The organism is Actinokineospora lacus, from assembly GCF_053813445.1.
In genome coordinates, this window is sequence record NZ_JBQERA010000013.1 from 1 (window position 1) to 24,442 (window position 24,442).

The following is a 24,442-nucleotide window of genomic DNA, read 5'->3' on the forward strand; positions in this document are numbered from 1 at the left end:
CCGAGGCGTCGCCCAGATGCGCAACCTGGCCATGACGGCTTGAACGACCACCGGCCGCAGGCGACACCGCTATCACTCCCTTGCCTCGCCAAACTCTCGACCATTACGGGACAACCTTTAGCCGAACAGCCGCCCGACCACGTCCGCGGGGGACGGCATCGCGGCGATCTCGTCGCGGACCCGGTGGGCGGCGGCGCGGGCCTCAGGGGCCAGCAGGTGGGCCAGCGCCCGGCGGGCGGAGTCGCGGGTGACCTCGGCGGGAGGCAGGGTGACGCCGACATCGGGCTGCTCGGTCATGTGGGGCATCAACAACTGCGGGACGCCCGCCGCGAGGGCGCTGAACGTGGTGCCCGCACCGCCGTGGTGGGCCAGGACGCGGCAGCGGCGCAGCACCGCCGACAGCGGGGTCCAGCGGTCGGACGGTTCGAGCCCGAGCGTCATGACGCGCAGGCCGAGGTCGGCGGCGGCCCGGAGGACGGGTTGGACGACCTCCGTGCGGCCAAGGCCGGGCAGGATCGTCCCCAGCGTCAGGCACACGTCGATCTCGTCGGTGTCGACCGACTCCCCGTCATAGGGCTCGTAACGCAACAGGGTGCCCTCGGGAAGGTGGCTGGGACGCAGGGAAGGCGGGCACAGGTCGAGCAGGACGTCCGGGTCGGCGAGCCAGCCGCCCGGCTCACGCAGGCCCGCCAGCTCCCGCTCCGCGGCGATCAGCCGGTCGCGCGGCATCACCATCCCGAAGGAGAGCTCCACCAGCGCCGCCCCCACCTCCCGCGCGGCCAGCGCGCCCGCGAACTCCGGCGGCGTCCGCAGCACGAAGTCCGGCCGCCACCGCCGCGCCAGGTCGAGCACCTCGACGACGGTCCGCTCGGTCAACGCCACCATCCGCGCCCACCCGGACCGACCCGGCCCGCCCGGCACCGACATGAGGTCGACATCCCCGCCCACCGGCCGCACGTCGAGCCCCGTCGCCGCGGCTCGCGCCGCGAAGCCCCCGCCGATGGCCACCACCACCTCGTGCCCGGCCGCCTGGGCCGCTCTCGCCAGTGGGACCAGCGGCTGGAAGTGGCTCGCCGCCGGGCACGCGGTCACCAGGATTCTCATCGGGGCACCACCACGGCGAGCACCAGGACGAACGCCCCGGCGACGGCGACCACCGCGTGCGCGGGCAGGAGTTCGGCGAGCGCGCCCGCCGCGGCGATGGCCGCGCCCTGCGCGGCGATCGGCAGCGTGGTGGCCATCCCGAGCACCCGACTGCGCAGCGGGGGAGGGGCGGCGGCCAGCAGCAGGCGGTCGACGCCCAAGGCGTAGCCCAGGCCCGCGCCGGAGGCGACGAGCAGCAGGGTCGCCACCAGGACGCCCGGCCGCGCCAGGAAACCCAGCAACGGCAACGCGACCAGGAACAGCAAGGGGCCGACCAGGCGCGGGGAGTCGCCCAGCCACTGGCCCAGGGCCAGTTCGCCGAGCACCGCGCCGAGCAGGGTGCCGGTGAGCAACAGGCCGAGGCCCGCCGTGCCGATGCCGTTCTCGGCCGCGTACACCACCGCCACCGCCTCGGGGACGACGGCGCACGCCGGGGGCAGCCACAGCAGCAGGAGCAGGCGGCGCACGCGCCGGTCCCGCCACGCCTCGCGCGCCCCGGACAACGACCGGCGGACCACCCCGCGCTCACCCACCGCGGCGGGCCGGTCCGCGGTGCGGCGCAGCAGGAGTGCGGCCACGCCGAACGCGGCGGCGTCGACCAGCAGCGCCGCCTGCGGGGACAGCACGACCAGCGCGGCACCGCCCACCAGGTAGCCGCCGACCTGCAACGCGTTGGCCACCACCCGCAGCAGCCCGCGCCCCAGCGCGAACACCTCGGCGGGCAGCACCTCGGGCAGCACCGCCGCCCGCACCCCGACGAACACCGACCCGGCCGCCCCGAGCACGAACACCAGCAGCAGCGCCGCCGCCGTCGGCAGACCGGGAACCGCCAACCCCGCCACGACCACCCCGCTGACCACCTGGCACCCGATCAGCACCCGCCGCGCCGGGAACCGGTCGGCCACCGCCGACACCAGCGTCGCGGCGAGCAGGCTCGGCAGCAGCCCCACCGCGAACACCAACGCCGTCAACAACGGCGACCCGGTCCTGGTGTAGACCAGCACTCCCAGCGCCACCTGCGCGACCGCCCCGCCGAGCAGTGAGATCCCGTGCGCGGCCAGGATCACCCGGAACTCCGGCACCCGCAACGGAGTCGCCCATCCGACGGCGCTCATCCGGGCGTGGTGGCCCGGGCGGAGACGCGCAGGCGCAGGCCGTCGGGTTGGAGGGAGAGGGCAGGGCGGGGCGTGATGGAGGTGGTGGGGTGGAAGTGGTGGCGAGCGGTCAGGGCGGCCACGGCGGCGGTGGTCTCGGCGGTGGCGATGGCGGCGCCGATGCAGGCCCGAGGGCCCAGTCCGAAGGGGAAGTAGGCGCCGCGGGGATGGTGCGGATCGGTCAGCCAGCGGTCCGGGCGGAACTCGGCGGAGTCGGGGAACCAGCGGGGATCGCGGTGGGTGACCCACTGGCTGACGGTCACCGTGGTGCCCGCCGGGATGGTGTGGCCGCCGAACTCGGTGTCGCGCCGGGATTCGCGGCTGGTCAGCCAGGCGGGTGGGTGCAGGCGCAGGGATTCGCGGACCACGGCGTCGGTGTACGGGGTGGGACCGCCCGCTTCGACGGCGACGCGGGCCGCGGCATCCGGGTTCTCGGAGAGGTGGTGGCAGGTCCACAGCACGGCGTTCTTGGTGGTCTCGAAGCCGGAGAGCACCAGGGTCGCCAGCTCGTCGCGCAGCTCCTGCGGGCTCGCGCCCTCCAGTGCGGACAGGACGGGGGAGCTGCCGCTGCCGATGCGGCCGACCACGCCGTCCATCTCGCGCAGGGCGCGGCGCATCCGCAGCGTGCCCGGGGTAGGCAGCCAGGAAGGCAGCGCGTAGGGGGACAGCGACAACGCCATGATCTCGCGGACCAGCCGACCCACGGCGGCGATGTCCGCGTCGGACAGGGCCGCGCCGAACAGCAGGCGGGTCACCGAGCGCAGGGCCAGCCGGGACACCGCGGGCGCCGGGTCTAACGCGGGGCCGGGCTCCCAGGTCACCGCGGCCGCCTCCGCGCCCGCCAGCTCGGCCGCGCGGGCCACGAGGTCGCGGGTGAAGGCCGGGCCGACGCGGTCGCGCTTGCGACGCCACACCGCGCCGTCGCTGTTCATCATCGCCTCGGGGAAGCCCTGCTCCCGGCCGCGGGTCTTGCCGCCCGTCTTGGCGAAGTCGCCCGCCCGATCCACCAGCACCCGCTCGATGTCGGCGGGATCGCACAACAGGACGTTGCGCGAGGCGATCGACACGACGTCGCCGTGCTCACGCGCGCACGCGGTCAGGAAACCCAACGGGTCGGCGGTGAACGCGGCCAGGTTGCCGGTGGCGCGGTCGCCGACCGGACCAGGCGGGCCGGGCATGAGTCCTCCCGAGGGGATGGGCTGGGGCCGCCCCGGTGCCGGGGCGACCCCACGGCGCTGAACAGCGCCGATCAGTAGTAGACGTACGGGGCCGTGAGCCGGTCCTTGCGGGCGATACCCACGAAGACCGCCACCGACAGCAGCGCCTTGCGCATTCGTTCCACCTCCCCCCTGTTCCGATGGTTCTCCGGTCAGTCGCGGCCCGAGTTGGCCCGCCAGTGCCAGCGCGCGCCGGGGTCAGTGCCCTCTCGGGTGAAGAAGAACGCGAACGTGGCGAACTCGCGGCCCGGCTCGCGGCGCACCGCGGCGTCGAGCACCAGCCAGGTCAGGCACACCGATCGCGCCGCCGGAAACGAGCCGCCGGGCGGGAACAGCACCGTCAGCGCCTCCGCGTCCAGCCAGCCCGGCAGGAACAGCTCCCGAGTCTCGTTGACGTAGAGCGAGCACAGCAGCGACGGCACCCCGACGAGCCGGATCGGCGCGCGGTCGGCCACCATCGACGCGGCGTGCAGGTGCACCGCGCAGTCCGCGGAGAGCTGGTCCACCACCGCCTTCGGGAACCTGCTGTCCACACCGGACCCGACCGGCCGTTCGGCGGGCAGCAGGCCGCGGTGGCGCAGCTGGTTGTCGGCGACCAGGCGCTGCGGCGGCACGAGGTCCCGGTCGGTGGTCCACTGCCACACCGACGGGAAGTTCTCCGTCTGCCAGGCCAGCGCCTCCTCGACCCCGGACAGCGACTCCTCGACGACCTCGAACAGGGCGTTCACCAGTGCCTCCAGCGGCTCAGTAGCGCGCGGCCAAGCGGTACTGCTTGCCGTGAGTCCGGTCCGGCCGGTACGGGTCCAGGTCCAGCGCGGGCGTCTCGCCCACGACGATGTCGCGCACCAGGCGCCCGGTCAGCGGTCCCATGAGGACGCCGTTGCGGTAGTGGCCGGTGGCGAGCACGACCCGCCCGCCGTCGACCGCGCCGATGATGGGCATCTCGTCGGGCGTCGTCGGCCGGAAACCCGACCACATGTCGGTGATCGACATCGTGCCGAGCGCGGGCACCAGCGACGACACCCTGGCCAGCACCGCGGCGACCACCACCGGCGTGTTCGCCACCGTCGCCGATGTGCCCTCCTCGCTGGTGCCCACCACGTAGGTGCCCGGGTACCGCTCGACGACGCTGCCGCATGCCCCGGTGGCGACGTAGAGCACGGACCGCACCGCGCCGGGCGGTCCCTGCAGCTCGATGATCTGGCCGCGGATAGGCGCCACCGGCACGTCGAGCCCCAGCAGCCCGGCCAGTTCCTGCGTCCACGCCCCTGCCGCCAGCACCAGACGCTCGGCCACCACGTGATCGCCGCGCGCGGTGCGCACGGTGAAGCGGTCGCCGTGGTCGGTGATGCCCTCCACGCCGTCCTCGATGACGGTGTCGGCCAGCCGGGCGCGCAGCTCACCGAGCACCGCGCGCGGGTCGACCACGGCGTCGCCCTCCACGCGCAGCGACCCGCGGATCACGTCGAGGTTGAGGCCGGGCTCCCGGCGCAGCGTCTCGCGCAGGTCCAGGTGGGTGACGGCCAGCCCGGCGCCGCTGAGCGCGGCGTGGTGGCGCTCCATCTGCTCGTCGCGCTCGCGTGAATCGAGGTAGAGGAAGTCGGTGGGCCGGTATCCGACCCGGTACCCGTCGGCGGCGTCCCCGCCGGTCAGCGCGGCGAGGAACTCGGGGTAGTGGTCGCGCCCGGCGATCATGAAGTCCAGGAAGTGCCGCGGCATCCAGCCGTTCCACTCGCAGCCGGGCGTGAGCATTCCCGCCGCCGCGCTGCTCGCCATCCCGGGGTGCCGGGGCGCCAAGACGGCGACGTCGAGGCCCTCGCGCGCCAGGTGCCATGCGGAAGCCAAGCCGACGAGCCCGCCGCCGACCACGAGTGTGCCCACCGACTCCACGCCGCCTCCGTCCCCCGGTCCGGACATCCCACCTTTCTTGTTGTGGAGCAATAAAAGCTAGCTCCGAACGGGGGACATGCCCCGCCGAATCCTGTTCGATGTCCTCAGTGGACGCGGAAGCCGATTGTGTGCGGCGGGTCCGCCGATTCACGCGACTTGCATGCTCTCGACCGGCCCGGCTCCGCTCCCTGTGAGTGCGGCCTCGTCGTCCTTATTGGACGTTGATGTGGTAGTTGAAGGTCGCGCTGGTGTTCACGTCGACGTCGCGGTACATCTTCATTGAGACGGTGGTGGTGTCGCTGGGGGTGACGTAGGCGCCTGGCTTGGTTTGCCACCACTTCTTGAGCGCCGCCCACACCCGCGGGGTGACCTGGGTCGGGTGGAAGACGACCGAGCCCGTCGCGCAGGTGCCCCAGGTGCCGTTGATGTTGCAGCCCTGGGCGTTCGCGGACATGGTGGCCCAGGCGGCGAGTTGTGTGTTGACGTTCGTCTTCTCCGCGGTGATCGCCTGCTGCTCCAAGGCCGTGAGCGGCGGCGGCCCCTGCGCCGCACCACCCACCTTGTAGGTCGCGTTGTAGCGCTTGAAGACCTGGGTGCGGAATTCATCGAGCGTGAGGATGCTCTGGAAGCGGGCGTCGAGCAGGGTCAGCAGCTCCTCCTTCTCCTTCCACGGGCCGTTGCCCTTGAAGAGCTGGTTGACCGGCGAATTGGTGTGAATCCTGGCGACCGCGTCGGTGAGGGCGGTCTCCAGGGAGTCGTCGGCGTCGTCGCGGTAGCGCTGCGCTGCGTCGAGGAGCCTGCCGTACTCGGTCTCCAGTTCGATGCGGAACTCGCGGCGCTTCTGGGGGGTCACGTTGGAGCCGATGGTGAACTTGGCCTCCACCGCCGTCACCTTCGTGAACCGCCGCTGGAGGTCGGTGTCGTCCGCGGCGGCGCTGCGGGCCTTCGTGACGTCGGCGCCGGTGAAGCCGTTGGCCAGCAGGAGGGCCCGAAGCGAGCCCGCCTCGGCATCCGGCAGCCGTCCCGGCTTGGACTGGGCGTCGAGCGGGTTCAGCGGCATGGTTCCTCCAGTGGATTGCGCGGCGCGCCGCGGGAAGGGTGGTCACTGCTCTCAGGGTGTCCTGTATGGATGGTTCCGCGGTGACGCGTCGGTCGCGTCGGGGCGGCGCCGCCATTAAGATGATCATGAACTTACCTGTAACGCGGACATCGCTCCGGCCACCCCGGGGGTTACGCCCGACCTGGGAATCACCCGAACGCCGCGTCGCCCGAACGCGAGGTGCAATCACCTGTACGAGTGGTGTGGCCGGTCTCCCGAGGTGGATTGAGAGGCTGATCGGCGGCAAGGCGTCCGTCCGCTGGGCGCAACCTTGGCCGTTCCCCATTGACAGCCAATGTCGAGAATTCGTCTACTTCTTTCGATTCCCACGATTCGCGCTCACCCCTGCACGGAGAGTCAAGGGAGGCACAACCCGTGTCGTTGTCACGATCAGTCCGGGTCGCGGTCTCGTCGCTCGGCGCCCTCGCGGTCGCCGTCGGCGTGCTCGCCGCACCGGCACAGGCCCAGCAGGCGGCCCCCGCCGCGGCAGGCACGGTGGGGGCGGTCACCGACCGCCTCGCCGGGCGGCTGGCGGGAGAGTTCGCCGACGATGCCAGGAGGCTCGGGCTGTTCCCGGGCACGGCGGCAGGCGCGGTGGACCTGGCGCGCGCGCCCGCGGGCACCGCGCTCGGCCGGGCCGTCCGGGAGGCCAACCGGGCCGTCCTGGCCGCCAAGGGGCTGCCGCAGGACGGCACCTCGCTGCTCACCGTCCGGCTCGCGGACGCGGGCATGGCCGCCGCGCTGGACCGCGGCGTCGCGCCGCTGGTCGCGACGTCCCCCAGCGACGACACGGCCACCGCCGTGACGGCCTACGACCACCGGGGGCGCCAGGTCCTGCTGCCCGCCGACCGGGTCCCGGCGCGGCCGGTGTACCTGGTCGAGGTGGACAGCGGGAAGGCGCTGTCCAAGGGCATGGGCGTCCTGCGCTCGGCCCTGTCCGCGCGCGGCCTCTCCGCCGAGGCGGCCCGCGCCGCGCTCGCCCCCGCGGCGGGCTACTGGGCCACCCAGGTCACGTCCATCCGCCTCAACGACGACCACGAGCCGTGGCACAAGGGTGGCGCCGAGATCTTCGCCATCACCGCGGGCTTCGGCCTGGACGGCAAGGTCGCCGTCGACACCGTCCAGCTGCCCTACCTCGACCACGACGGCACCACGTACCACCCCGGCCAGCTGCTCGTGCACTTCTCGGCCTACAAGTACAACCTGGCCGACATCGTGATGATGGAGGAGGACGGCGGCACCAACTACCGCGACCTGGCGCTCGCCCTCACCCAGGCACTCCTGACGATCATCGACGGCGGCACCTACATCCCGCTGGTCAACGCCATCCTCAACGCCATCCCGGACTCCTGGTGGACCGACGACCCCGACTACGTCGACTCCTGGTACACCCTGTCCACCACCAGCAGCGGCACCCGCACCGGCGCCGCGGGCAACGGCACCATGACCGTGGCCCCCTACTGGGTGGCCCCGCTGTAGCGCCTGCCGACAGACGGGGGCGAGGCCGCGGTGGTCGCGGCCTCGCCCCCTTGTCGGTCCAGCGGTAGCTGATGTCGGACGGGGGAGTGAACGCAGTTCACCTGTCGACACCGGAGCCGATCTCGACTGCCCCGGGACGAGGTGCCGGTTCCGGGACCCGGAGCGCCACGCCTCGTGGGTTGTTTCGCGACCAGACCGTTGTTGACCGCGTGCAGGGGATGACCCGTCAGCCGAAGACCTTGAAGCCCGACAGCTGGCCCGCGGGCCAGCCGGTGTTGGCGGTGAAGCGGAGCCGGACGTAGCGGGCCCGGGTGTTCGTGGCGAGGGGGATGACGGCGGTGTTCGCGGTGGCCGGGTCGAAGGTGTGGGCGGTGGCGGGGCGGGCGGTGGTGTACGTGGAGCCGTTCTCGCTCACCTCCACGGCGATCGTCTGGCTGCGGCGGGCCCATGCGGGGTTCGGCGGTAGCGACAGTTCCAGGCGGAGGAGGGTCGCCGTCGAGCCGAGGTCCACCTGGACCCATTGGGGGAAGGCGTTGTTGGCGCTCTCCCAGTAGCTGTGCGGGTCGCTGTCGACGGTGTGGTGGCTGCCGTAGTGCTGGGTCTGGCTGCTTTGGCTCGTCGGGCGGCCCGCGGCCAGGTCGCGGACCGGTGGGGGTTCGTCGGTGAGCATGGGGCGGGTGGGGCGGATCGGGGTGAGGGCGATGAGGCCCTTGAGCATCCGGCCGCCGTCGCCGGTCAGGCGCAGGTAGTAGTCGGACGAGCAGCGGGTGCCGTCCTCGTCCAGGGCGAGGAAGCCCGAGCCCACCGGGATGCCCGCCTGGGTCTCCGGGGTCTTGGCGATCTGGTTGGCCTCGTTGTACTCGTCGAACATGCTGATGTAGATGCCCTGCACGCCGAGGCGGGTCATGTTGTAGAACTGCCGCCACATGAAGTCCCCGTGCGCGCGGTGGCGGCGGGAGAGGTCCCCGGGCAGCACGCACGGCTGGTAGTCGATGCCGAGGCGGTTGCATTCCTGCTGGTCAGGGGTGTTGATGTTGGTGTAAAAGTGGTCGGCGTCGGCGACGTTGCCGATTCGGCCGACCATCCACGGCGAGATCATGTGGAAGCTGCGGTAGACGCCGCCGAAGCCGGGCCGGGAGTCCTCGACCTCGCGGCGCCAGTGCGTCGGGACGCCGCCGATCAGGTAGACGCCCTGAGCCTTGAACCAGTCGACGACCTCCTGGCACTGGGCCGGGGTGAACGGGCGGCCCGGGTCGTTGAACCCGAAGCCCCAGACGCAGACGACCGGCTTGCCGTTCTGCCGGGCGTACATGGGCGAGGAGGTGTAAGCGCGCATCTTGTTCAGCCAGTCGGCCTTGATCTCCGACTGGAAGTTCGTCCAGTTCGTGACGTCGTACATGATGTAGAACTTCACGCCGTGCGCCTCGGCCGCCCGCCGCACGTGCGCGGTCACCGCGTCCCGGATCGGCCCCTCGCCGCCGGTGGGGTTGAAGCGCTGGAGCGCGGCGGTGTCGCAGCCGTACTGCCTCATCCAGCGGAAATGGATGTCGGTGGTGCTGTAGTCGTGGTTGGAGAACACCGTCGCCTGCTGGCCGCTGCCGAGGTTGGCGAACGACGTGGCGTACTTGGCGGGGTAGTCGGTCATGTCGGGCCAGGACATGAGGGCATGGTTGGACGGCGAGGGCGGCTGGCTCCAGTTGTCGCTCCAGTGCCACCACCCGTCCAACGGCGAGCCGTCACCCCGGGCGGCGAACCAGCCCTGGTACCCGACGGTGATCTTGCCGACCACGTCCCCCGGCGGACTCCCCGCCTGCGCGACCCCACTCGTCAACCCCACCGTGGCACCAGCGGCGGGCACCGCGAGCGCCGACGTCAACAACGTCCTGCGGGACAGGGGCATCGCGACTCCTTCGTTGGAGAGACGACACCAGCATGCAAGAACTTGACAGAGTCAAGCAAGACTTCGACTAGCGATCGACGCTCGGAGGCCCGAACGGCCTAGCCGGTGATATTCCATAACCCTCCACGACGTGCGGTAAGTTTTTGAGGAGACTCAAGCAGGCTCTAACTTTCGAGATCCGTCAGAATCGATATTTTGAATTCTGACAAGGATGATAACACTCTGTCGGCGATGCCGATCAGCTTGCCAGTCCTTCCATCTTGTGACGGTACTGCGATGCACGACATTTTTGCGGATTTGGCCGAGAGTACGCCGTTCCCGGAGTCTTCGAAAGCCAGGCACTCTTCCGGCCTGAAGCCCAATCGTTGCGCTGTGGTCAAGTATACCGCTGGGTGCGGTTTGCCATGCGATTCATGTTCTGCGGAATGTGCCACGCTTATGTAGTCGATGAAATCAAATTCCTTCAGGACGATATCAATGATTCGCTGTGGCGACGAAGAAGCAATGGCCATCGGAATGTTCGCCTCTTTGAGCGTCTTGAGCACGTCCAAGGCCCCGGGGAGTGTCGGAGTGCGCTGGTGGAGTAGGCCTGCCATCGTGTCCAACAGGTCCTCCTCGACCTCCGCCTGCGAGGGGGCGCTCCAGGGAAACCTGTCGTGCAGGAAGCGTACGGCCTCGTCGGATCGGAGGCCGAGCATCTGCGCGCTGAGTTCACGGGTCATGGGCACTCCGACTTTTGGGAACACCTTCATCTTGGTTATTTCCCAGAGCGGTTCGCTGTCTATCAGCAGTCCATCCATGTCGAAAATCACTGCTTTGATCACGGGCAGTTCCTCCTGGCATAATATTCATGCCCTTATTGAATCGCCTGTGGAACCCTTTTACAGGGTGAGCCCTGCGGCCTGCGCATCGTGGTGGAACATGCGCACCGTGTCGAGTGAGTACTGGTCGAGTGGCTTTCCGAATAGGCTCATTTTTGCGAGCATGTCATGGGTCAGTGTGATGATGTCGACGCCGAGGTCGTCGGCCTGCCTGACGTTGAGGACTTCGCGCGGACTTGCCCAGAGAAGGCGCACGTTGCGCTGTATGGATGTGATGGCGAGGGCGGATGCCATAGCTGGTATCGGGTCGCGGCCGGTGTCGGCGATGCGGCCGGCGAAGACCGAGACGACTGCTCCGCGTGTTCCTTCCAGAGCGGCTGTGGCTTCCTCCACCTGGGCCGCCGTCAGGACGGCGGTGACGTTGATCTGAACGCCGTCGGCGGTGAGGTGCCTGATGATCGACGAGGTGGACTGTCCCCAGGTGTCGATCACCGGAACCTTGACAAATACGTTCGGTGCCCAGGAAGAGATGAGGTGGGCTTGGCGGATCATCCCGGCTGCGTCCTCCGCGAGGACCTCGAACGACACGGGGCGTTCGCGGATCACCTGGAGGACCTTTCGAGCGAAGACCTCGTAGTCGGTCACTCCGGACTTGTGCATGAGGGTGAGGTTGGTCGTGAAGCCGGATATTTCAGGCCTCGCCGACAGGGAGACGATGTTCTGGAGGTCGGCGCCGTCGGCGTAGATCTCCACGTGCTTCAGGGACGTGACGGTCACCGTCTTACTCCTCACGGGTGTGTGCGAGCAGGAAATAGCTGTCGGTGAACTGGTTGCGGAACTTCCCTTCAGGGTCGTACTTGAGTAGAAGTTTCCGGAAGTCGTCTGATCGCGGATACTGGGCCATCACATCCAGGGGAGCCATGGTGGTGATCTTTCCCCAGTGCGGGCGTGCGCCCAGCGGGGCGAGTCGCTCTTCCAGTTGTCGGGTGACCGGTAGCACCTTCTCGGCATCTTTGACCCAGGTGAAATGGAACGTGACGGAATCCTGGTCGTATGCCGGGCTCAGCCACAGGTCGTCCGATCGGACCGTGCGCACCTCGGAGACGAGCAGGACGGACGCCACTGTGTAGGCGATCTCGCGCACCGCAGTGAAGGCGGCTTCCGCCTGGTGTCGGGGCAGAAAATACTCGGATTGCAGCTCATCACCCGCCCACATGGGCGCGTCGGCGTGAAAGTGCGGGAGGCGCTCGTGCCATGGGCCCGCAGCACCCAGCTGTTCGGTGCAGGATTGCGGTGATATCCCGGGCGTCGGGTGGATTGGGTGAGAGGCGGGTTCCCCCACCTGCAAGGCCACGGGCGTTGGGCCGGTGTGTTGCTTCAGCCATACCGTCGCGGTGTCGCTCTGCCAGTCGGTGAAGGCGCTGACGCTGTAGGCGGCGGCGAACATCTCGTCGAAGTGGGCGGCTACGTGGGTGAGGGGAATTCCTTGTCGTACCCACTGGTTCAGTTCGAAGGCGGGCACGAGGTCGAGGGTCATCTCGGTGACGACGCCGAGCGCACCCAAGGCGACCACCGTGCCGGCGAAGATATCGGGGTGGGTGGCTCTGTTCAGTTCGTGGAGGTCGCCGTCGGGGCCGACCCACTGCAGCCCCGAGATGTGGGCGGCGAGGACGCGTTGGTGGTCGCCCGAGCCGTGTGTTCCCGTCGCGCATGCGCCGGCGAGGGAGAGGTGTGGCAGTGCCGCCAGGTTGGGCAACGCGAAGCCGGCTCGGTGCAGTCTGGGCGCGACGTCGGCGTATCTCATGCCGGCTGCGACCTTGGCCGTCGAGTTCACCGGATCGATCTCGACCGTCGACGGCAAGCCGTCCAAGCGGATCAGATCGCCGGTCGTGTCGGCGACGGGGCTGAAAGAGTGGCCGCTGCCGATGGCCTTGGCCTGATCGCAGTTTTTGACGATCCGGCACATTTCCTCGACGGACTCGGGCCTGTGCACGCGGGTGGCGTTGAACGTGAGGTTGCCTGCCCAGTTGGTGACAGGCGTGTTCATGGTCGACAAGATGATCAACTTCTTTCGCGGTGTCGCGTCATGGGGCGCGGAGTCGGGCTACGCCGATGGCGGCCAGTGCCAGCAGAGCCGGCACGAGAAGGAATGCGTAGTGCGGGCCGAAGCGGTCGGCACCCATGGCGAGGATCAGTGGGGCGGCGCTGTAGGCGAGTGCTTCGGCATACAAGGTCCGGGCTGCCGCAAGATCCGACTGTCCGGCAGAAGCACGGATCGCGAGCGCCAGGGCCAGGGGATGGTGCAGTGCGATGCCTATGCCGGTGAGCCACAGGCCCGTGACAGACAGCCACGGTGTCGCTGGCGTCCAGAAGACCGTGAATCCCGCCGCCGCCAGCGCCAACGCCCAGAGCAACATCGACCTCGCGTCATGGCGCAAGGTGAGACGACTGCCGGCAAGGCGCCCGAAGAACACTCCCCCCATCAACGCCGAAGCACTCGCCGTCGCGGCACTCGTCGACATGGCAGCATCAGCGCGCAGCTCATCGGTCATCCACATCGCCAGACACGTCTCGACGCTCAGACACAGCAGAAGCACCGCCCAGGCCAACCAGTACCGCCCTGGCAGTCGCCCGCACCCTGAAGGTGCGGGCGCAGCCTCCAGGGACCGTGGGGGCTCGGCGGTCCCTCGGGCCACGACGGCGATCGCCGCGGCCAGCACAATGGTGACCGCTGTACCCGCACGCCACCCGGCCCCGATCGCCACACCCGCACCAAGGACCAGCGGCGCCAGCAGCGCGATGCCGGAACCCACTGCACTTGCCTCGGTGATCGCGGCAGGCGCGGCCTGGCCATGGTGGCTGCTGAGACCGGCAATCGCGCATGCGGCAACTGCAGTACCCGCCGTCGCGGCAAGAGCGGTCGCAGGCAATGTGCCTGCCAGGTTTGACGCGAAGCACAGCACACCCGCTGCCCCGGACAGCGCTGCAGACGCCAAGAACGACATACGAACCCGGCCGAACCGCCGGACCAGCCGCGGCACAGCCACTCCGCTGACAATCGCCCCGATCGCCACAGCCGATCCATGAAGACTCGCAACCGTGCGACTCAAGCCGAGCTCGTCACTCATTAGCGGCACCGTCAGACCGAAGCTGAACAAAAAGTACATGCAGAGCGCGAACTGGGCGTAACACACAAGCGTCACACGGTCACGGACCATACGAACGGGCCGAGTCATGAGGCGGTCATGGCGACGCGATCCATAAGGAAGTTCGACGAAGAAAGTAAATTTCCGAGCCGCAGGCCCAAGACTCTCGGTGCTCGACACCCAACCTGGAGTCATCACCAGATCTGGAGAGGGCCCTGCATCGACCCACGTCAGCGACCATGGTTACCGTGACGCCCACAACATCAACCTGCCCTCGATGATGTTCGGAAAATTATTTGCCTAAAAACACACTACGCAGAAGTCGTCGCACTGGTTCCCTCTGGCTCGATCCGGTGCGTGCGTGGTGTAATGCCCTGACAGGCCGACGATCATGGACACGGCGGTCCGGCCAGCTCGCCCCGGGCATATCGCGAGCCACTCGCTATATGAGTGCACTCCATGCTTGGAGGATGCGCGTAGGCCCCCAAGCGGGAATTGCCGGATCGATGTCGTTGGTTCCGGAGAGTGTGGCGATCAGAGGTGGCGTGTCCGGTGTGGTTCCGGGGAGTTGGGTCGTGGCGTGTCGGAGCGCGTTGAGGTCGTGGTTGTCGAAAGGGCTGTTGAGCCATTTGATGGAGCCGGTGAAGTGGATGGTGGTGGCTACGGGGCTTCTGTCGGCGCCGACGAGGTCGATTTCTGGGTTGAATTGGCGGTTCCACCATCCGCCGACGGCGGTGACGTCGGGCCAGGGGAGGGCTCCGGCGAGGGCGGCCAGTTCGAGGGCTTCGCGGATGAGGGGTTCGACGGCTCTGCCGCGCCAGGTGCTCCAGCGGCGGTGGAGGAGGGTGATGGCGGCTTCGGGACGTCCTCGGCGGACTTGTTCCTGGGCGAGGCGGCCGAAGGCGAGGTAGAGGCGGAGGTTGGTGTCGGCGACGCGGTAGAGGGCGGGTTTACCTGGTCGGGTGGAGAGGGGGTGGTCGACGGCGAGGACGCGTTTCTCGTCGGCGAGTTGGCGAAGGAGGGGGGAGAGGGAGCCGGAGGGGATGGCGCCTTGGCGGCTGCCCGCGGTGGCGGCGATGGTGGCGTGGGTGCGGTCGCCTGCGCCGATGGCTTCGATGACGCGGCGGGCTTGGTCGGGGACGGCGAACTCGGAGAGGAGAGCCGATTCGGGGATGCTGTACAGGGGGGCGGCGGGGTCGGTGAGTTCGGTTTCGAGGTAGGTGAGCGGTGGGGTGGCGGGTGGCCAGGTGCGGATGATGCCGGGGAGCCCGCCGGTGATGAGGTGGGCGTCGATGGCGTCGGCGGCGTCGAGGCCGAGTGCGTGGCCGGTTTCGGCGGGGTTGAGCGGGCCGAGGGTCATGTTGTCGGCGCGGCCGTAGAAGGGCCGGTCGTAGGCGGTGAGGCGTTCCATCATGTGGAGGTCGCTGCCCAGCAGGAGCAGAAGTACAGGCCGTGGGGCGAGGAGTCGGTCCCACGCGGTCTGCAGGGCGCCGTCGAGGAGGTCGTCTTGTTCTGCCAGCCAGGGCAGTTCGTCCACCACGACGATCGCTGGTCGGTCAGGCAGTGCGGCGGTCAGGACGCGGAAGGCGTCCGGCCAGTCCGCTGGTGCTCGCGCTGGGAGGAGTTCGGGATGGGTGGGGAGGTTGGATTCGGCGAGTTCGGCCAGGAAAGCGCCGAGCGCTTCCACCGAGGAAGCGCCCTTCGTGGCGGTGAAGAACAAGTAGGGGACACCGGCTCGGTTGCAGAACTCCTGCACCAGGCGGGACTTGCCCACCTGCCTGCGTCCGCGGATGGCAACGGCCAGTCCTTCACCGGACGAGCTGACACGGTCCAGGCGTTTGCGCAGCAGTCCCAGCTCCACAGCTCGACCGAGGAAACTGGCCATGGACTCCTCCACGCTCGGTAGGCGCAATCTAGGTAGGTAGAATCTACCAAACTCGCCGAGCTGTTCTGTTCCTGTAGGAGCGTCGGCTGACGCTCCCCAGCGCCGTTGGAGCGCGGCGGGGAGTTGGGCGGTCATGGCGCAACCGATGGCCCGCGCCCGAGAAGGGCGCGGGCCATCGGGTGGCTACCTCGACAGGACGGGGACCGTCGCGGTCCAGTACAGGGCGTTGGCGGTTTGGGCGTAGAGGCCCTTGGGGTGGTCGCGGAACATCGGTTCGCTGCCGAAGAGGACCACCCGGGCGCCGCGTTCGTCGGTTCCGGACACGACGGAAGCCTGGCCCGCGGCGTCGGCTGGGCCGCCGGTGCCGTCCGCGCGGGGCAGCCAGTGACCCGCCACCAGCGGGTCGGCGGCGTAGCGCTGCTCCGCGGTGACGCCCGCGCCGAGGTCGGTGAACCAGAGCGGGGAGTAGACGAACGAGTGCGGCAGGGCTCCCGAGGTCAGGCCAGTGCCGTTGACCACGTTGACCACGCCGTTGGCGTCCTCGCGCCCGGCGACCGCGCGGGCCGCCAGCAGACCGGCGTCAGCGTTGAAGCGGGCGCCGGTGGCTCCTCGGGTGATCACGCCGCCCCGGCCGAGGAACGTGTTCAGCGCCGCGACGGCCGCCGCGTTGAGGTCGGCGTGGCGCAGGCCGGAGGACACGTACAGGGTGTCCACCCGGGACCAGTCGAATCCGCCGTTGAGGATCGCGGCGTTGACCGGCCGGACCTCGAAGCCCATGTCGCGCAGGGCTTTGAGCTCGTCGCCCGCGACCGCGCCCGCGATGACCTGGGGGCGCATCGGCGTGCCGGACGTGCCCGCGGGCGCCGCGGTGAACCGGACGCCGTGGCGACCCGCGACCTCCAGCACCTCGGCGCGGGTCGCGGCCGGGGCGATGACCGAGCCGTCGGCGCCGCGGCGCAGGGCCAGGCCGCGCCCGAGCAGGTCGTTGACCGCCCGCACGTCCTTGCCGTCGCGCACCGTGATCGCCAGGTCCTGGCCGGGGCCCGCGTCCACGCCACCGGTCGGCGCGGCGACCACGACCGGGCGGCCGGGCACGCGGACCGGTCCGCTCGCCACGCGGTCGACGGTCGCACCCCACAGCAGGCCGAGGCTCCAGCCGGAGATGTCGTACATCTGCGGCACCTTCTGCGAGACGTCCGCGCCTGCCTCCAGCAGCGCGCCCACCAGGCCGCGCTTGGGCTGGTGCATGTCCACCACGTAGGACCCGGCCGGGTACGCGCGCCCGCCCAGCTCGAACCCGCGCTGGGCGCGGGTCACCCGGATGTCGTTGTCCACCAGCATGTCCACCAGCCGCGCGGCCGCGACCTCGGAGCGCTGCGCCGGGCCGGTCGGGATGACCCAGGCGCGGGCGAAGGTCGTGGAGTACCGGTCCTCGGGGCCGAAGCCGGGCACGAAGCCGTCCGGGATGACGCGCTGCGCCTCGCCCGCCCGACCGCGGCGGAACAACTCGATCTGGTCGGCGATCAGCGAGTCGCGGTTGGTGTCGGTGTAGATGATCGCGGCCCTGATGGTCGCGGCGGCCACGTCGGTGTTGATCGCCGAGCGCCTGCGCAGTTCCGACACCGGCAGGTCGGTGTAGTTCGCGCGGTTGACCCGCAGCGGGATCTCCACGGTGTGCCCGACCGCGCCGTGGTACATCACGTTCATCGGCGTGAAGATCGGCGGCCAGTCGTCCCAGTCGCCCGGCGGCAGGTCGCGGAACGGGATGGTCACCGACTCGGTCTCGGCGTGGCCGAGCGCCTTGACCGCGGCCTCCATGCCGAGCGCGTTGGCGTAGGCGTGCTTGATGTACAGGTCGTACTCGTAGTTCTGCCCGTGCGGCGCGGTGGCGGGCTCGATCAGCGTGTCGCCGGTGTACCCGTGCTCGTCCAGCATCACCAGCGGCTGCGTGAGCAGGCCGATGTCGCGCATCACGCGGGTCTCGGGCTGGGAGGCGGTGGCGAAGTCGCGGTTGAGATCGAACCCGGCCGCGTTCGGCCGGGTGCCCGCGTTGCGGCCGTCCGGGTTGGCCGTGACGTTGAAGTAGACACGGTTGCGGCGCAACAGCTCCAGCGTCGCCCGGTCGGACGTGGTGGCGAAGTGCTCGATCAGGCGCATGGCGCCGTCGGTGCCCTCCCACTCGTCGCCGTGGATGTTGCTGTTGATCCAGATCGGGGCCTTGTACTCGCGGCGCAGCCCGCGGTCGCGCGCCGCGCGCGCCGGGTCGTCCTCGATCAGCTCCTTCCACCGCTGCTGCTCGCGGGTCTCCCGCGCGGACTCCGGCGCGGTCACGGTGACCAGGTACAGGTCACGGCCGAGGGTGGACTGCCCGACGACCTCCACCGAGATCCGGTCGCTGCGGTTCTGCAGCTCGTTCAGCTTCGGCGCCAGCGCGTGGTACGGGTACAGCCCGAGCTTGATCGATTTGTCGTTCGCGTCCTCGGGGTAGACCCGCAGCGACGTCTGGCGCGGATAGCCCTGGTGGGGCCGCGCGCGGTTCGCGCCGCCGGGCACCAGCGCGGACCGGGCCGCGGGCGTGTCGAGCGCGGCGACCTGGTTGCGCTCGGCGCCGTTGGCCGGGTGCTCGTTGCGGGTGGGGGCCTTGGCCGGTCCGACCGGGTCGGCGGTGGCCGGGAGGCCGGTGAAGGCGGTGCAGGCGGTCAGGAACAGGACCGCGAGCGTGGCCGACCCCGATCTGGGGCGCATAGCGGGCATCGATACCTCCGTTGCAAGCAAGGTGTCCTTCTCTAGTCGTCTCAAAGCCGCTGGTCAACGGGCATGATCCAGAGACGGGCCCCACGTGCGGTTCTTGGGTCGCGACCAGTGCCGGTCCGGGTGTCCGCCGTGGCCGTCGCCGATCAGTGGCCGGTGCCAATCGGCATCGGTGCTGGTGTTGTTGGCGCCGCCGCGCGAGGCATAGGTTCGTGTCATGGCTGTGACCTGGGCTGCGGCACTCGGCTGGCGGCTGCGACGTCATTTCCTTGAGCATGGGCGTGCTGGTTCGGTCGAGGCTGTCGTCGATCGGCTTGTCGCGGTGCCGTCGTGGTCCGGGGACGCGGGCACCGCGATTCGCTTGCGGCTGGCCCGTCCTGATGAGGGGGACCTGGCAGCCGCGACCGCGGCAGGCCGGATCTTCGCCACTTACGCGTTCTGCGGTGCGACGCACTTCATGACGCCGTCCTCGGCAGCAGTCCACCTCGCCCTGCGCAGCGCGAGTCGGCAGTGGGAACGCCCAAGCTGGTGCCAGCACTACCGGCTGGAGCCCGAGCAATGGCCACGACTGAGGGCGACCGTGCGGGACGCGCTGAGCAGCGGCCCTCTCACCCAGCACGAGTTGGCTCACGCGGTCGCGAAAGACCCGGCCTACCGTCATCTGAGATCCGCCTTCGACGACAAGTCGCACACGTTCCTCAAGCCTTTCGGATGGCAAGGTGACCTGTGCTTCGGGCCATCCGCGGACGTGCCCACGTTCCGGCTGCTCGAAGCCATCCCCGGCTGGGCTGGACTGGCGAGGATCGAGGAGGCCGGTCCGCTGGCGATTCGGGCATACCTCTCGGCCTACGGACCTGCGACCCTTGACCGAGTCCTCTACTGGCTGGCGGCGGGGTTGAGCGCGGGCCGACAACGCGTCACCGGCTGGATCGAGCGGATGGGCGACGAACTGACCACCGTCTCGATCGAGGGTGCCTCAGCGCTGTGCCTGGCCGAGCACGCCGATGACATCGCCCGCACGCCGGAGTCCGGTCAGGTCGTGTTCCTGCCCGGATTCGACCAGTGGGTCCTCGGCGCAGGCACGGCGGACAGCAACGTCGTACCCGCCGCACACCGACCTCTCGCGACCCGCGGGGCGAATCTCATCCTGATCGGGGGAAGGGTCCGCGGGACGCGGACGATCGAGCGCGCCGCGATCCGGGCCCGGTGGCTCGATCGCACCGGGGCTGCCGAGTCGTCATCCGTGGCCGCCGCTGCGCGACGGCTGTCGAGCGCGTTGGGCCGCGACCTGCGCTTCGCGGTCGACTGACCGAAACGGTCAGGAACCGCCATCCGTCTGCTGGGCGGTTGGGGACGGCGAGCCCTGCCTGGTGGCAGGTGGCGATCGCGCAGGCGTCGGAGCCGACGCGCGGGTCCGCGCGTCGGCTCCGACATCATGGCTGCACCCGCGCGGTCAGCTGTCAGCCGACCCGGACGATGCGGTAGTAGAGGTACGGGCCGCAGATGCCTGAGTTGGAGTACGCCTCCGTCACGATCCCACTTCGAACTCGGCGTTGATCGCGATGGATTCCCGCTGCGCACGGCCTCGTCCGCGTGACGGTCGCATTCGTCGTCGTGCCAGGGAGCGCCGATCTCCGCCGCGCTCCGATCGATCAGCTCGGCGAGGTCGACATCGCCGAGCATGCGCAGGTGCGCGCGGTTCGCCCACAGGTAGCGGTGGTCGTGGTCCTTGATCCACGCCCCGAAGGGCGCGTGGTCCATGAACGCCGTGAACCGCCGCTCGGCCTCCTCGGCCCGCCTGCGCTCGGCCTCGCGCTCGCTGACGTCCAACGTGAGGTGACCGACCAGGGGCTCCCCGCCCGGGCCGGTCAGCGGGAAGCGGATCTCGTCGCTCTCCCGGACCGATCCGTCCTCGTCGAGCCACGCGCCGCGGGTGGTCGTCGCCTGCCCGGTGGCCAGGACGAGCGTGTCCGCCGCGGGCCCGTTGGGCGCCCCCGCGCCGCGGCGCAGTTCGGTCTCGGTGAGACCGACGACCGACGCGAGGTCGCGACCGACCATGCGCAGGTAGCGGGGTGAGGCCCACACCGTGCGGCTCAACCGGTCCCGCACGGCCACGGCCGCGGGGAGGTGGTGCATGACCTGCGCGAGCCACACGGCGGAATCGGCATCGGCCAACACACCCGCGTAGGTGCGTTTGCGCAGTCGGTATCGCCGTCATCTGGCCGTATTCCTCCGGTTCGGTGTGCGGCCCAGTACAGGCTCGCCGTCGCCGCGACGCACAACCGGCCGCAGGTGAGGAGCTCGGTCAGCGGAAGGCCGCCGTCGGCCATGCCTGCGTAGAACGCCCCTGCCCTCGAGAGTGGGGGGACCGCGTCACCGGGTTCATCAGACGTGCATCGGATGGCGGTGTCGATGTAAGCGGTTCACGGAATAAGGTGCCAGTTTGTTAGGTGTCGACTCGCCTGGGGGTTGCCGTGCCGTGGCGTGCTGGATCGGTCGTCGTGGCGGTCGTGGTGCTGTTCGCGCCTACCGCTGTGGCGCAGGTGGAGGACATCCCCGGTGGTGCGGCGGTATCGGTCGACCCTCAGCAGCGGATCGAGACCGCTCGGACGAGTCGGCCGGTCGCGCCCGGCGTGACGCTGGACTCCTTCGACTGGTACGAAGCGGGGGCTGCGGGCGGCTGGGTCCGCGGCGACGTGCTGACCGCCGATCTGACCGCGGGCGCCACGGTCGGCTACGTCGATCCCGGCGCCGTCGCGGCCGCGGCGCCGCTGTCGTCCCAGGCTACCCGTGCGGTCGCCGCCGTCAACGGGGACTTCTTCGACATCAACAACTCCAACGCCCCGGAAGGCGTCGGCATCCGGCACGGCGAGCTGGTCAAGTCGCCCAACACCGGCCACCACCGCGCGGTGGGCGTGGACGCGGCCGGGATCGGGCGGGTGATGGAGGTGTTCTTCGAGGGCACGGTGACCGTCGACGGCCGCGCGATCCGCCTCACCCAGCTCAACTCCGCCCGCATCGACGCCAACGGCATCGGCGTGTTCACCCCGTTGTGGGGCGGGTACTCGCGCGCCCGCGCCGTCCAAGGCGCGCCCCGGGTGACCGAGGTGGTCGTCCGCGGCGGTGCCGTCGCCGAGATCCGGCGAAGCGCGGGCAGCGACCCCATCCCGACCGACGGCCTCGTCCTGGTCGGTCGGGACGCGGGCGCGGACACCCTGGCGGCCCTGCCGGTCGGCGCGGGCGTTGAGGTGTCCTACCGGTCGCGCACCAGCGATGGAAGTGTGCCGCGCACCGCGATTGGCGGCAACCAATTGCTCATCGAGGACGGCGAGATCGTCGCCCCCGCCGACCCGCTGCACCCGCGCACCGCCATCGGCTTCTCCGCTGACGGCAAGAAGATGTTCCTGCTCAGCGTCGACGGCAGGCAGGCGTACCTGCTCGGCCTCAACCTCCGCGACATGGCGTCGATGCTCAAGGAGATGGGCGCGCACAACGCCCTCAACCTCGACGGCGGCGGCTCGTCGACCATGCTCGCCCGGGAACCCGGCACGACCGAACTCCGGTTGGAGAACCAGCCGTCGGACGGGGGTGAACGCCCTGTCCCCAACGGCCTTGCCCTGTACGCCCCCGCGGGCAGCGGCGAGCTGACCGGGTTCTGGGTGCGCACCGCGATGGAGCCCGCCCGCGCGCCGGGCGCCGACACGGTCCCCGGCGGCCACCCGGACCGGGTGTTCCCCGGCTTGAGTCGGAAACTGGTCGCCCACGGGTACGACGAGACGTATGGCCCGGCCGAAGCCGGACCGCGGTCGTGGCACGTGCCCGGGCCGCAGGGGCGCGTCACCGCGGACGGCGTCTTCCACGCCCAGCGCACCGGAGTCGCCGAGGTGACCGTCCGTCGCGGTGACGTCGTCGGCCGGATCGCCCTGACCGTGCTGGGGCCACTCGCCCGCATCAGCCCCACCGCCACTCGGCTGAGCCTGCTCGGCCAGGGCGCGGACGGGACCGTCGGCATCGTCGGCTACGACGACACCGGCGCCACCGCGCCCGTCGAAACGTCCGATGTGGACCTCGAATACGACCGCTCCCTGCTGTCCGTGGCGCCCACCGCCGACGGGCGCCTGCGCGTCGAGGCCGTCGGCGCGGAGGGCTCGGCCGTCGTCACCGCCCGCGTCGGCGACAAGACCACCCGGGTCGCGGTGACAGTCGGCCTGCAGACGCGGACTCACGCGACGTTCGACGACGCCGCGTCCTGGACGTTCGGTTCGGCCCGGGGCACCGGGGCCGTCGCGCCCGTTCCCGGCCGCACCGGGCAGGGCCTGCGCCTTTCCTACGACTTCAGCAAGTCCACCGGAACCCGCACCGCCTACGCCATCCCGCCGCGCCCCATCGAGGTCGAGGGCCAGCCGCTGGCGCTGGGCGTGTGGGTCCACGGCCATGGCAAGGGGGAGTGGACCGCGTTCACGGTCACCGACGCCCAAGGGGTCAGCCGCTCCCTTTACGGCCCGTACATCACGTGGACGGGCTGGAGGTACCTGGAGATCCCCGTCCCGACCGGGATGCCGTTTCCGCTGAAGGTCAACCGGTTCTACGCCATCGAGACCAAAGCGGACCGGCAGTACACCGGGGAAATCCTGATCGACGACATCGTCGCGAAGGTTCCCCCGCCGGTGGAGATCCCCTCCGAGCCACCGGTCACCGACGACGTGGTCATCCAGGACGGAACGGTCGCGGGCAGGCAGTGGCGGTTCGCGGTCATGTCCGACGCGCAGTTCGTCGCCCGCAATCCCGACAGCGAGCTGGTCCGCAACGCTCGGCGCACGCTGCGGGAGATCAAGGCCGCGCGCCCGGACTTCGTGGTCATCAACGGCGACTTCGTCGACGAGGCCGCGCCCGAGGACCTCGCCCTGGCCCGGCGCATCCTCACCGAGGAACTCGGCGACGAGCTGCCGTGGCACTACGTGCCGGGCAATCACGAGATCATGGGGCCGGGCACGATCGCCAACTTCGCCCGCGAGTTCGGTGCGACCAGCCGCGCGTTCGACCACAAGGGCACGCGGTTCGTGCTGCTGGACTCCTCCACCGGCACCCTGCGCGGCGGCGGGTTCGACCAGGTCCGGATGCTGCGTGACGCACTCGACCGGGCCGCCGTCGACCCGGTCCACTCGGTGGTCGTCCTGCACCACCACCCGCCCCGCGACCCGACGCCGACCCAGGCCAGCCAGCTGTCGGACCGCCGCGAAGCCGCCGTGCTGGAGCGCTGGCTCGCCGACTTCCGCCGCGACACCGGCAAAGGCGCGGCCTTCATCGGCGCCCACGTCGGCCGCTTCCACGCCGCCCGCGTCGACGGCGTGCCCTACCTGATCAACGGCAACAGCGGCAAGGCGCCGTCCACCGACGCCGGTTCCGGTGGCTTCACCGGCTGGACCATGCTCGGCGTCGACCCCGCCGAACCGGACCGCACCTGGCCGCGCCGCCCGCGCCCGTCCTGGATCACCGCCGAGATGCGCCCGCACGTCGACGCGCTGACCCTGCACGCCCCGCCCGCCCTGGCGGCGGGCCAATCCGCGCCGATCTCCGCGACCGTCCGGCAGGGCACGCGGACGGTCCCCGTCTCCTACCCCGTCAGCGCCGACTGGTCAGGATCGCTGAACCTGCACATCGGCCACCCCGACGACCTCCGCCCCTGGCACGCCGCCCACCTCGACCCGACCACGGGCGTCCTCACGACCCTGCGCCCTGAGCCCATCGTCATCGCGGTGACGGTCAACGGGGTCACCCACCAGGAACACGTCCAGATCACCGAGCGCGCGGCGGCCTAACCACGCGTCGACGCCCGCACGTCGGTGCCCGTGCCGCGACGGCATCCAGCATCCCCATGCCACCGTCATCGCCCAAGACGGCCAACTCGCCAAAGCAATAGTGGCACCGGGCACCCACGCCGCCGGTGTCGCTTTGCC

Annotated in this window: 17 protein-coding genes and 1 pseudogene; 3 read left to right on the forward strand and 15 right to left on the reverse strand. The window is 70.2% G+C overall.

The window, feature by feature from the left end:
* Positions 1-117: 117 nt before the first annotated feature.
* The 7 genes from ACTG9Q_RS27235 to ACTG9Q_RS27265 all read right to left on the reverse strand — a co-directional run bounded on the left by ACTG9Q_RS27235 (position 118) and on the right by ACTG9Q_RS27265 (position 6,464).
* Positions 118-1,104 carry a glycosyltransferase gene (locus tag ACTG9Q_RS27235; protein ID WP_455575772.1) on the reverse strand — a complete coding sequence of 329 codons (987 nt, stop codon included), beginning with the start codon at positions 1,102-1,104 and terminating at the stop codon, positions 118-120.
* The gene (locus ACTG9Q_RS27240) at positions 1,101-2,258 is read right to left on the reverse strand and encodes an MFS transporter (protein WP_455575773.1); all 1,158 of its coding nucleotides are present in this window, start codon (positions 2,256-2,258) and stop codon (positions 1,101-1,103) included. The genes ACTG9Q_RS27235 and ACTG9Q_RS27240 overlap by 4 nt, the downstream gene beginning before the upstream one ends.
* Positions 2,255-3,475, reverse strand: coding sequence for a cytochrome P450 (locus tag ACTG9Q_RS27245; RefSeq protein ID WP_455575774.1), 1,221 nt, complete (start codon positions 3,473-3,475; stop codon positions 2,255-2,257). Before ACTG9Q_RS27245 ends, ACTG9Q_RS27240 begins: the two co-directional genes overlap by 4 nt.
* Before the next feature lie 71 nt (positions 3,476-3,546).
* The gene (locus tag ACTG9Q_RS27250) at positions 3,547-3,630 is read right to left on the reverse strand and encodes a cittilin family RiPP precursor (protein ID WP_378248678.1); all 84 of its coding nucleotides are present in this window, start codon (positions 3,628-3,630) and stop codon (positions 3,547-3,549) included.
* A gap of 36 nt (positions 3,631-3,666) precedes the next feature.
* On the reverse strand, positions 3,667-4,242 hold the full coding sequence (locus tag ACTG9Q_RS27255) for a hypothetical protein (RefSeq protein ID WP_455575775.1): 576 nt from the start codon (positions 4,240-4,242) through the stop codon (positions 3,667-3,669).
* Between the two features lie 16 nt (positions 4,243-4,258).
* Positions 4,259-5,395: an NAD(P)/FAD-dependent oxidoreductase gene (locus tag ACTG9Q_RS27260; RefSeq protein WP_455575776.1), complete on the reverse strand. Its 1,137-nt coding sequence runs from the start codon at positions 5,393-5,395 to the stop codon at positions 4,259-4,261.
* 220 nt (positions 5,396-5,615) lie between these two features.
* Positions 5,616-6,464, reverse strand: a complete 849-nt coding sequence (locus ACTG9Q_RS27265; RefSeq protein WP_455575777.1) for a hypothetical protein — start codon at positions 6,462-6,464, stop codon at positions 5,616-5,618.
* A gap of 420 nt (positions 6,465-6,884) precedes the next feature.
* On the opposite strand from ACTG9Q_RS27265, the gene ACTG9Q_RS27270 reads away from it, so the two are divergent.
* Positions 6,885-7,982, forward strand: coding sequence for a DUF3103 family protein (locus ACTG9Q_RS27270; protein ID WP_455575778.1), 1,098 nt, complete (start codon positions 6,885-6,887; stop codon positions 7,980-7,982).
* Between the two features lie 226 nt (positions 7,983-8,208).
* On the opposite strand, the gene ACTG9Q_RS27275 is transcribed toward ACTG9Q_RS27270, so the two are convergent.
* The 7 genes from ACTG9Q_RS27275 to ACTG9Q_RS27305 form a co-directional block, all read right to left on the reverse strand.
* On the reverse strand, positions 8,209-9,882 hold the full coding sequence (locus ACTG9Q_RS27275; protein WP_455575779.1) for a discoidin domain-containing protein: 1,674 nt from the start codon (positions 9,880-9,882) through the stop codon (positions 8,209-8,211).
* A gap of 164 nt (positions 9,883-10,046) precedes the next feature.
* On the reverse strand, positions 10,047-10,706 hold the full coding sequence (gene hxpB, locus ACTG9Q_RS27280) for a hexitol phosphatase HxpB (RefSeq protein WP_455575780.1): 660 nt from the start codon (positions 10,704-10,706) through the stop codon (positions 10,047-10,049).
* A 57-nt stretch (positions 10,707-10,763) separates the two neighbouring features.
* Positions 10,764-11,480, reverse strand: a complete 717-nt coding sequence (locus ACTG9Q_RS27285) for a transaldolase (RefSeq protein ID WP_455575781.1) — start codon at positions 11,478-11,480, stop codon at positions 10,764-10,766.
* A 4-nt stretch (positions 11,481-11,484) separates the two neighbouring features.
* On the reverse strand, positions 11,485-12,750 hold the full coding sequence (locus ACTG9Q_RS27290) for a D-arabinono-1,4-lactone oxidase (protein WP_455575782.1): 1,266 nt from the start codon (positions 12,748-12,750) through the stop codon (positions 11,485-11,487).
* 37 nt (positions 12,751-12,787) lie between these two features.
* On the reverse strand, positions 12,788-14,044 hold the full coding sequence (locus tag ACTG9Q_RS27295) for an MFS transporter (RefSeq protein ID WP_455575888.1): 1,257 nt from the start codon (positions 14,042-14,044) through the stop codon (positions 12,788-12,790).
* Between the two features lie 247 nt (positions 14,045-14,291).
* Positions 14,292-15,869 carry an AAA family ATPase gene (locus ACTG9Q_RS27300; protein ID WP_455575783.1) on the reverse strand — a complete coding sequence of 526 codons (1,578 nt, stop codon included), beginning with the start codon at positions 15,867-15,869 and terminating at the stop codon, positions 14,292-14,294.
* A 48-nt stretch (positions 15,870-15,917) separates the two neighbouring features.
* A complete protein-coding gene (locus ACTG9Q_RS27305) occupies positions 15,918-18,488 on the reverse strand; it encodes a M14 family zinc carboxypeptidase (protein ID WP_455575784.1) in 2,571 nt (856 codons plus the stop codon).
* A gap of 214 nt (positions 18,489-18,702) precedes the next feature.
* Between ACTG9Q_RS27305 and ACTG9Q_RS27310 the strand changes: the two genes are divergently transcribed.
* Complete coding sequence (locus tag ACTG9Q_RS27310) at positions 18,703-19,794, forward strand: DNA glycosylase AlkZ-like family protein (RefSeq protein WP_455575785.1); 1,092 nt, start codon at positions 18,703-18,705, stop codon at positions 19,792-19,794.
* A gap of 353 nt (positions 19,795-20,147) precedes the next feature.
* Here ACTG9Q_RS27310 and ACTG9Q_RS27315 read toward each other — a convergent pair.
* Positions 20,148-20,621: pseudogene (locus tag ACTG9Q_RS27315) on the reverse strand (PAS domain-containing protein); the annotation flags it as partial.
* A gap of 314 nt (positions 20,622-20,935) precedes the next feature.
* On the opposite strand from ACTG9Q_RS27315, the gene ACTG9Q_RS27320 reads away from it, so the two are divergent.
* Positions 20,936-24,304 (forward strand): phosphodiester glycosidase family protein, encoded by a 3,369-nt coding sequence (locus ACTG9Q_RS27320; RefSeq protein WP_455575786.1) that lies wholly within the window; start codon positions 20,936-20,938, stop codon positions 24,302-24,304.
* Positions 24,305-24,442: the final 138 nt, after the last annotated feature.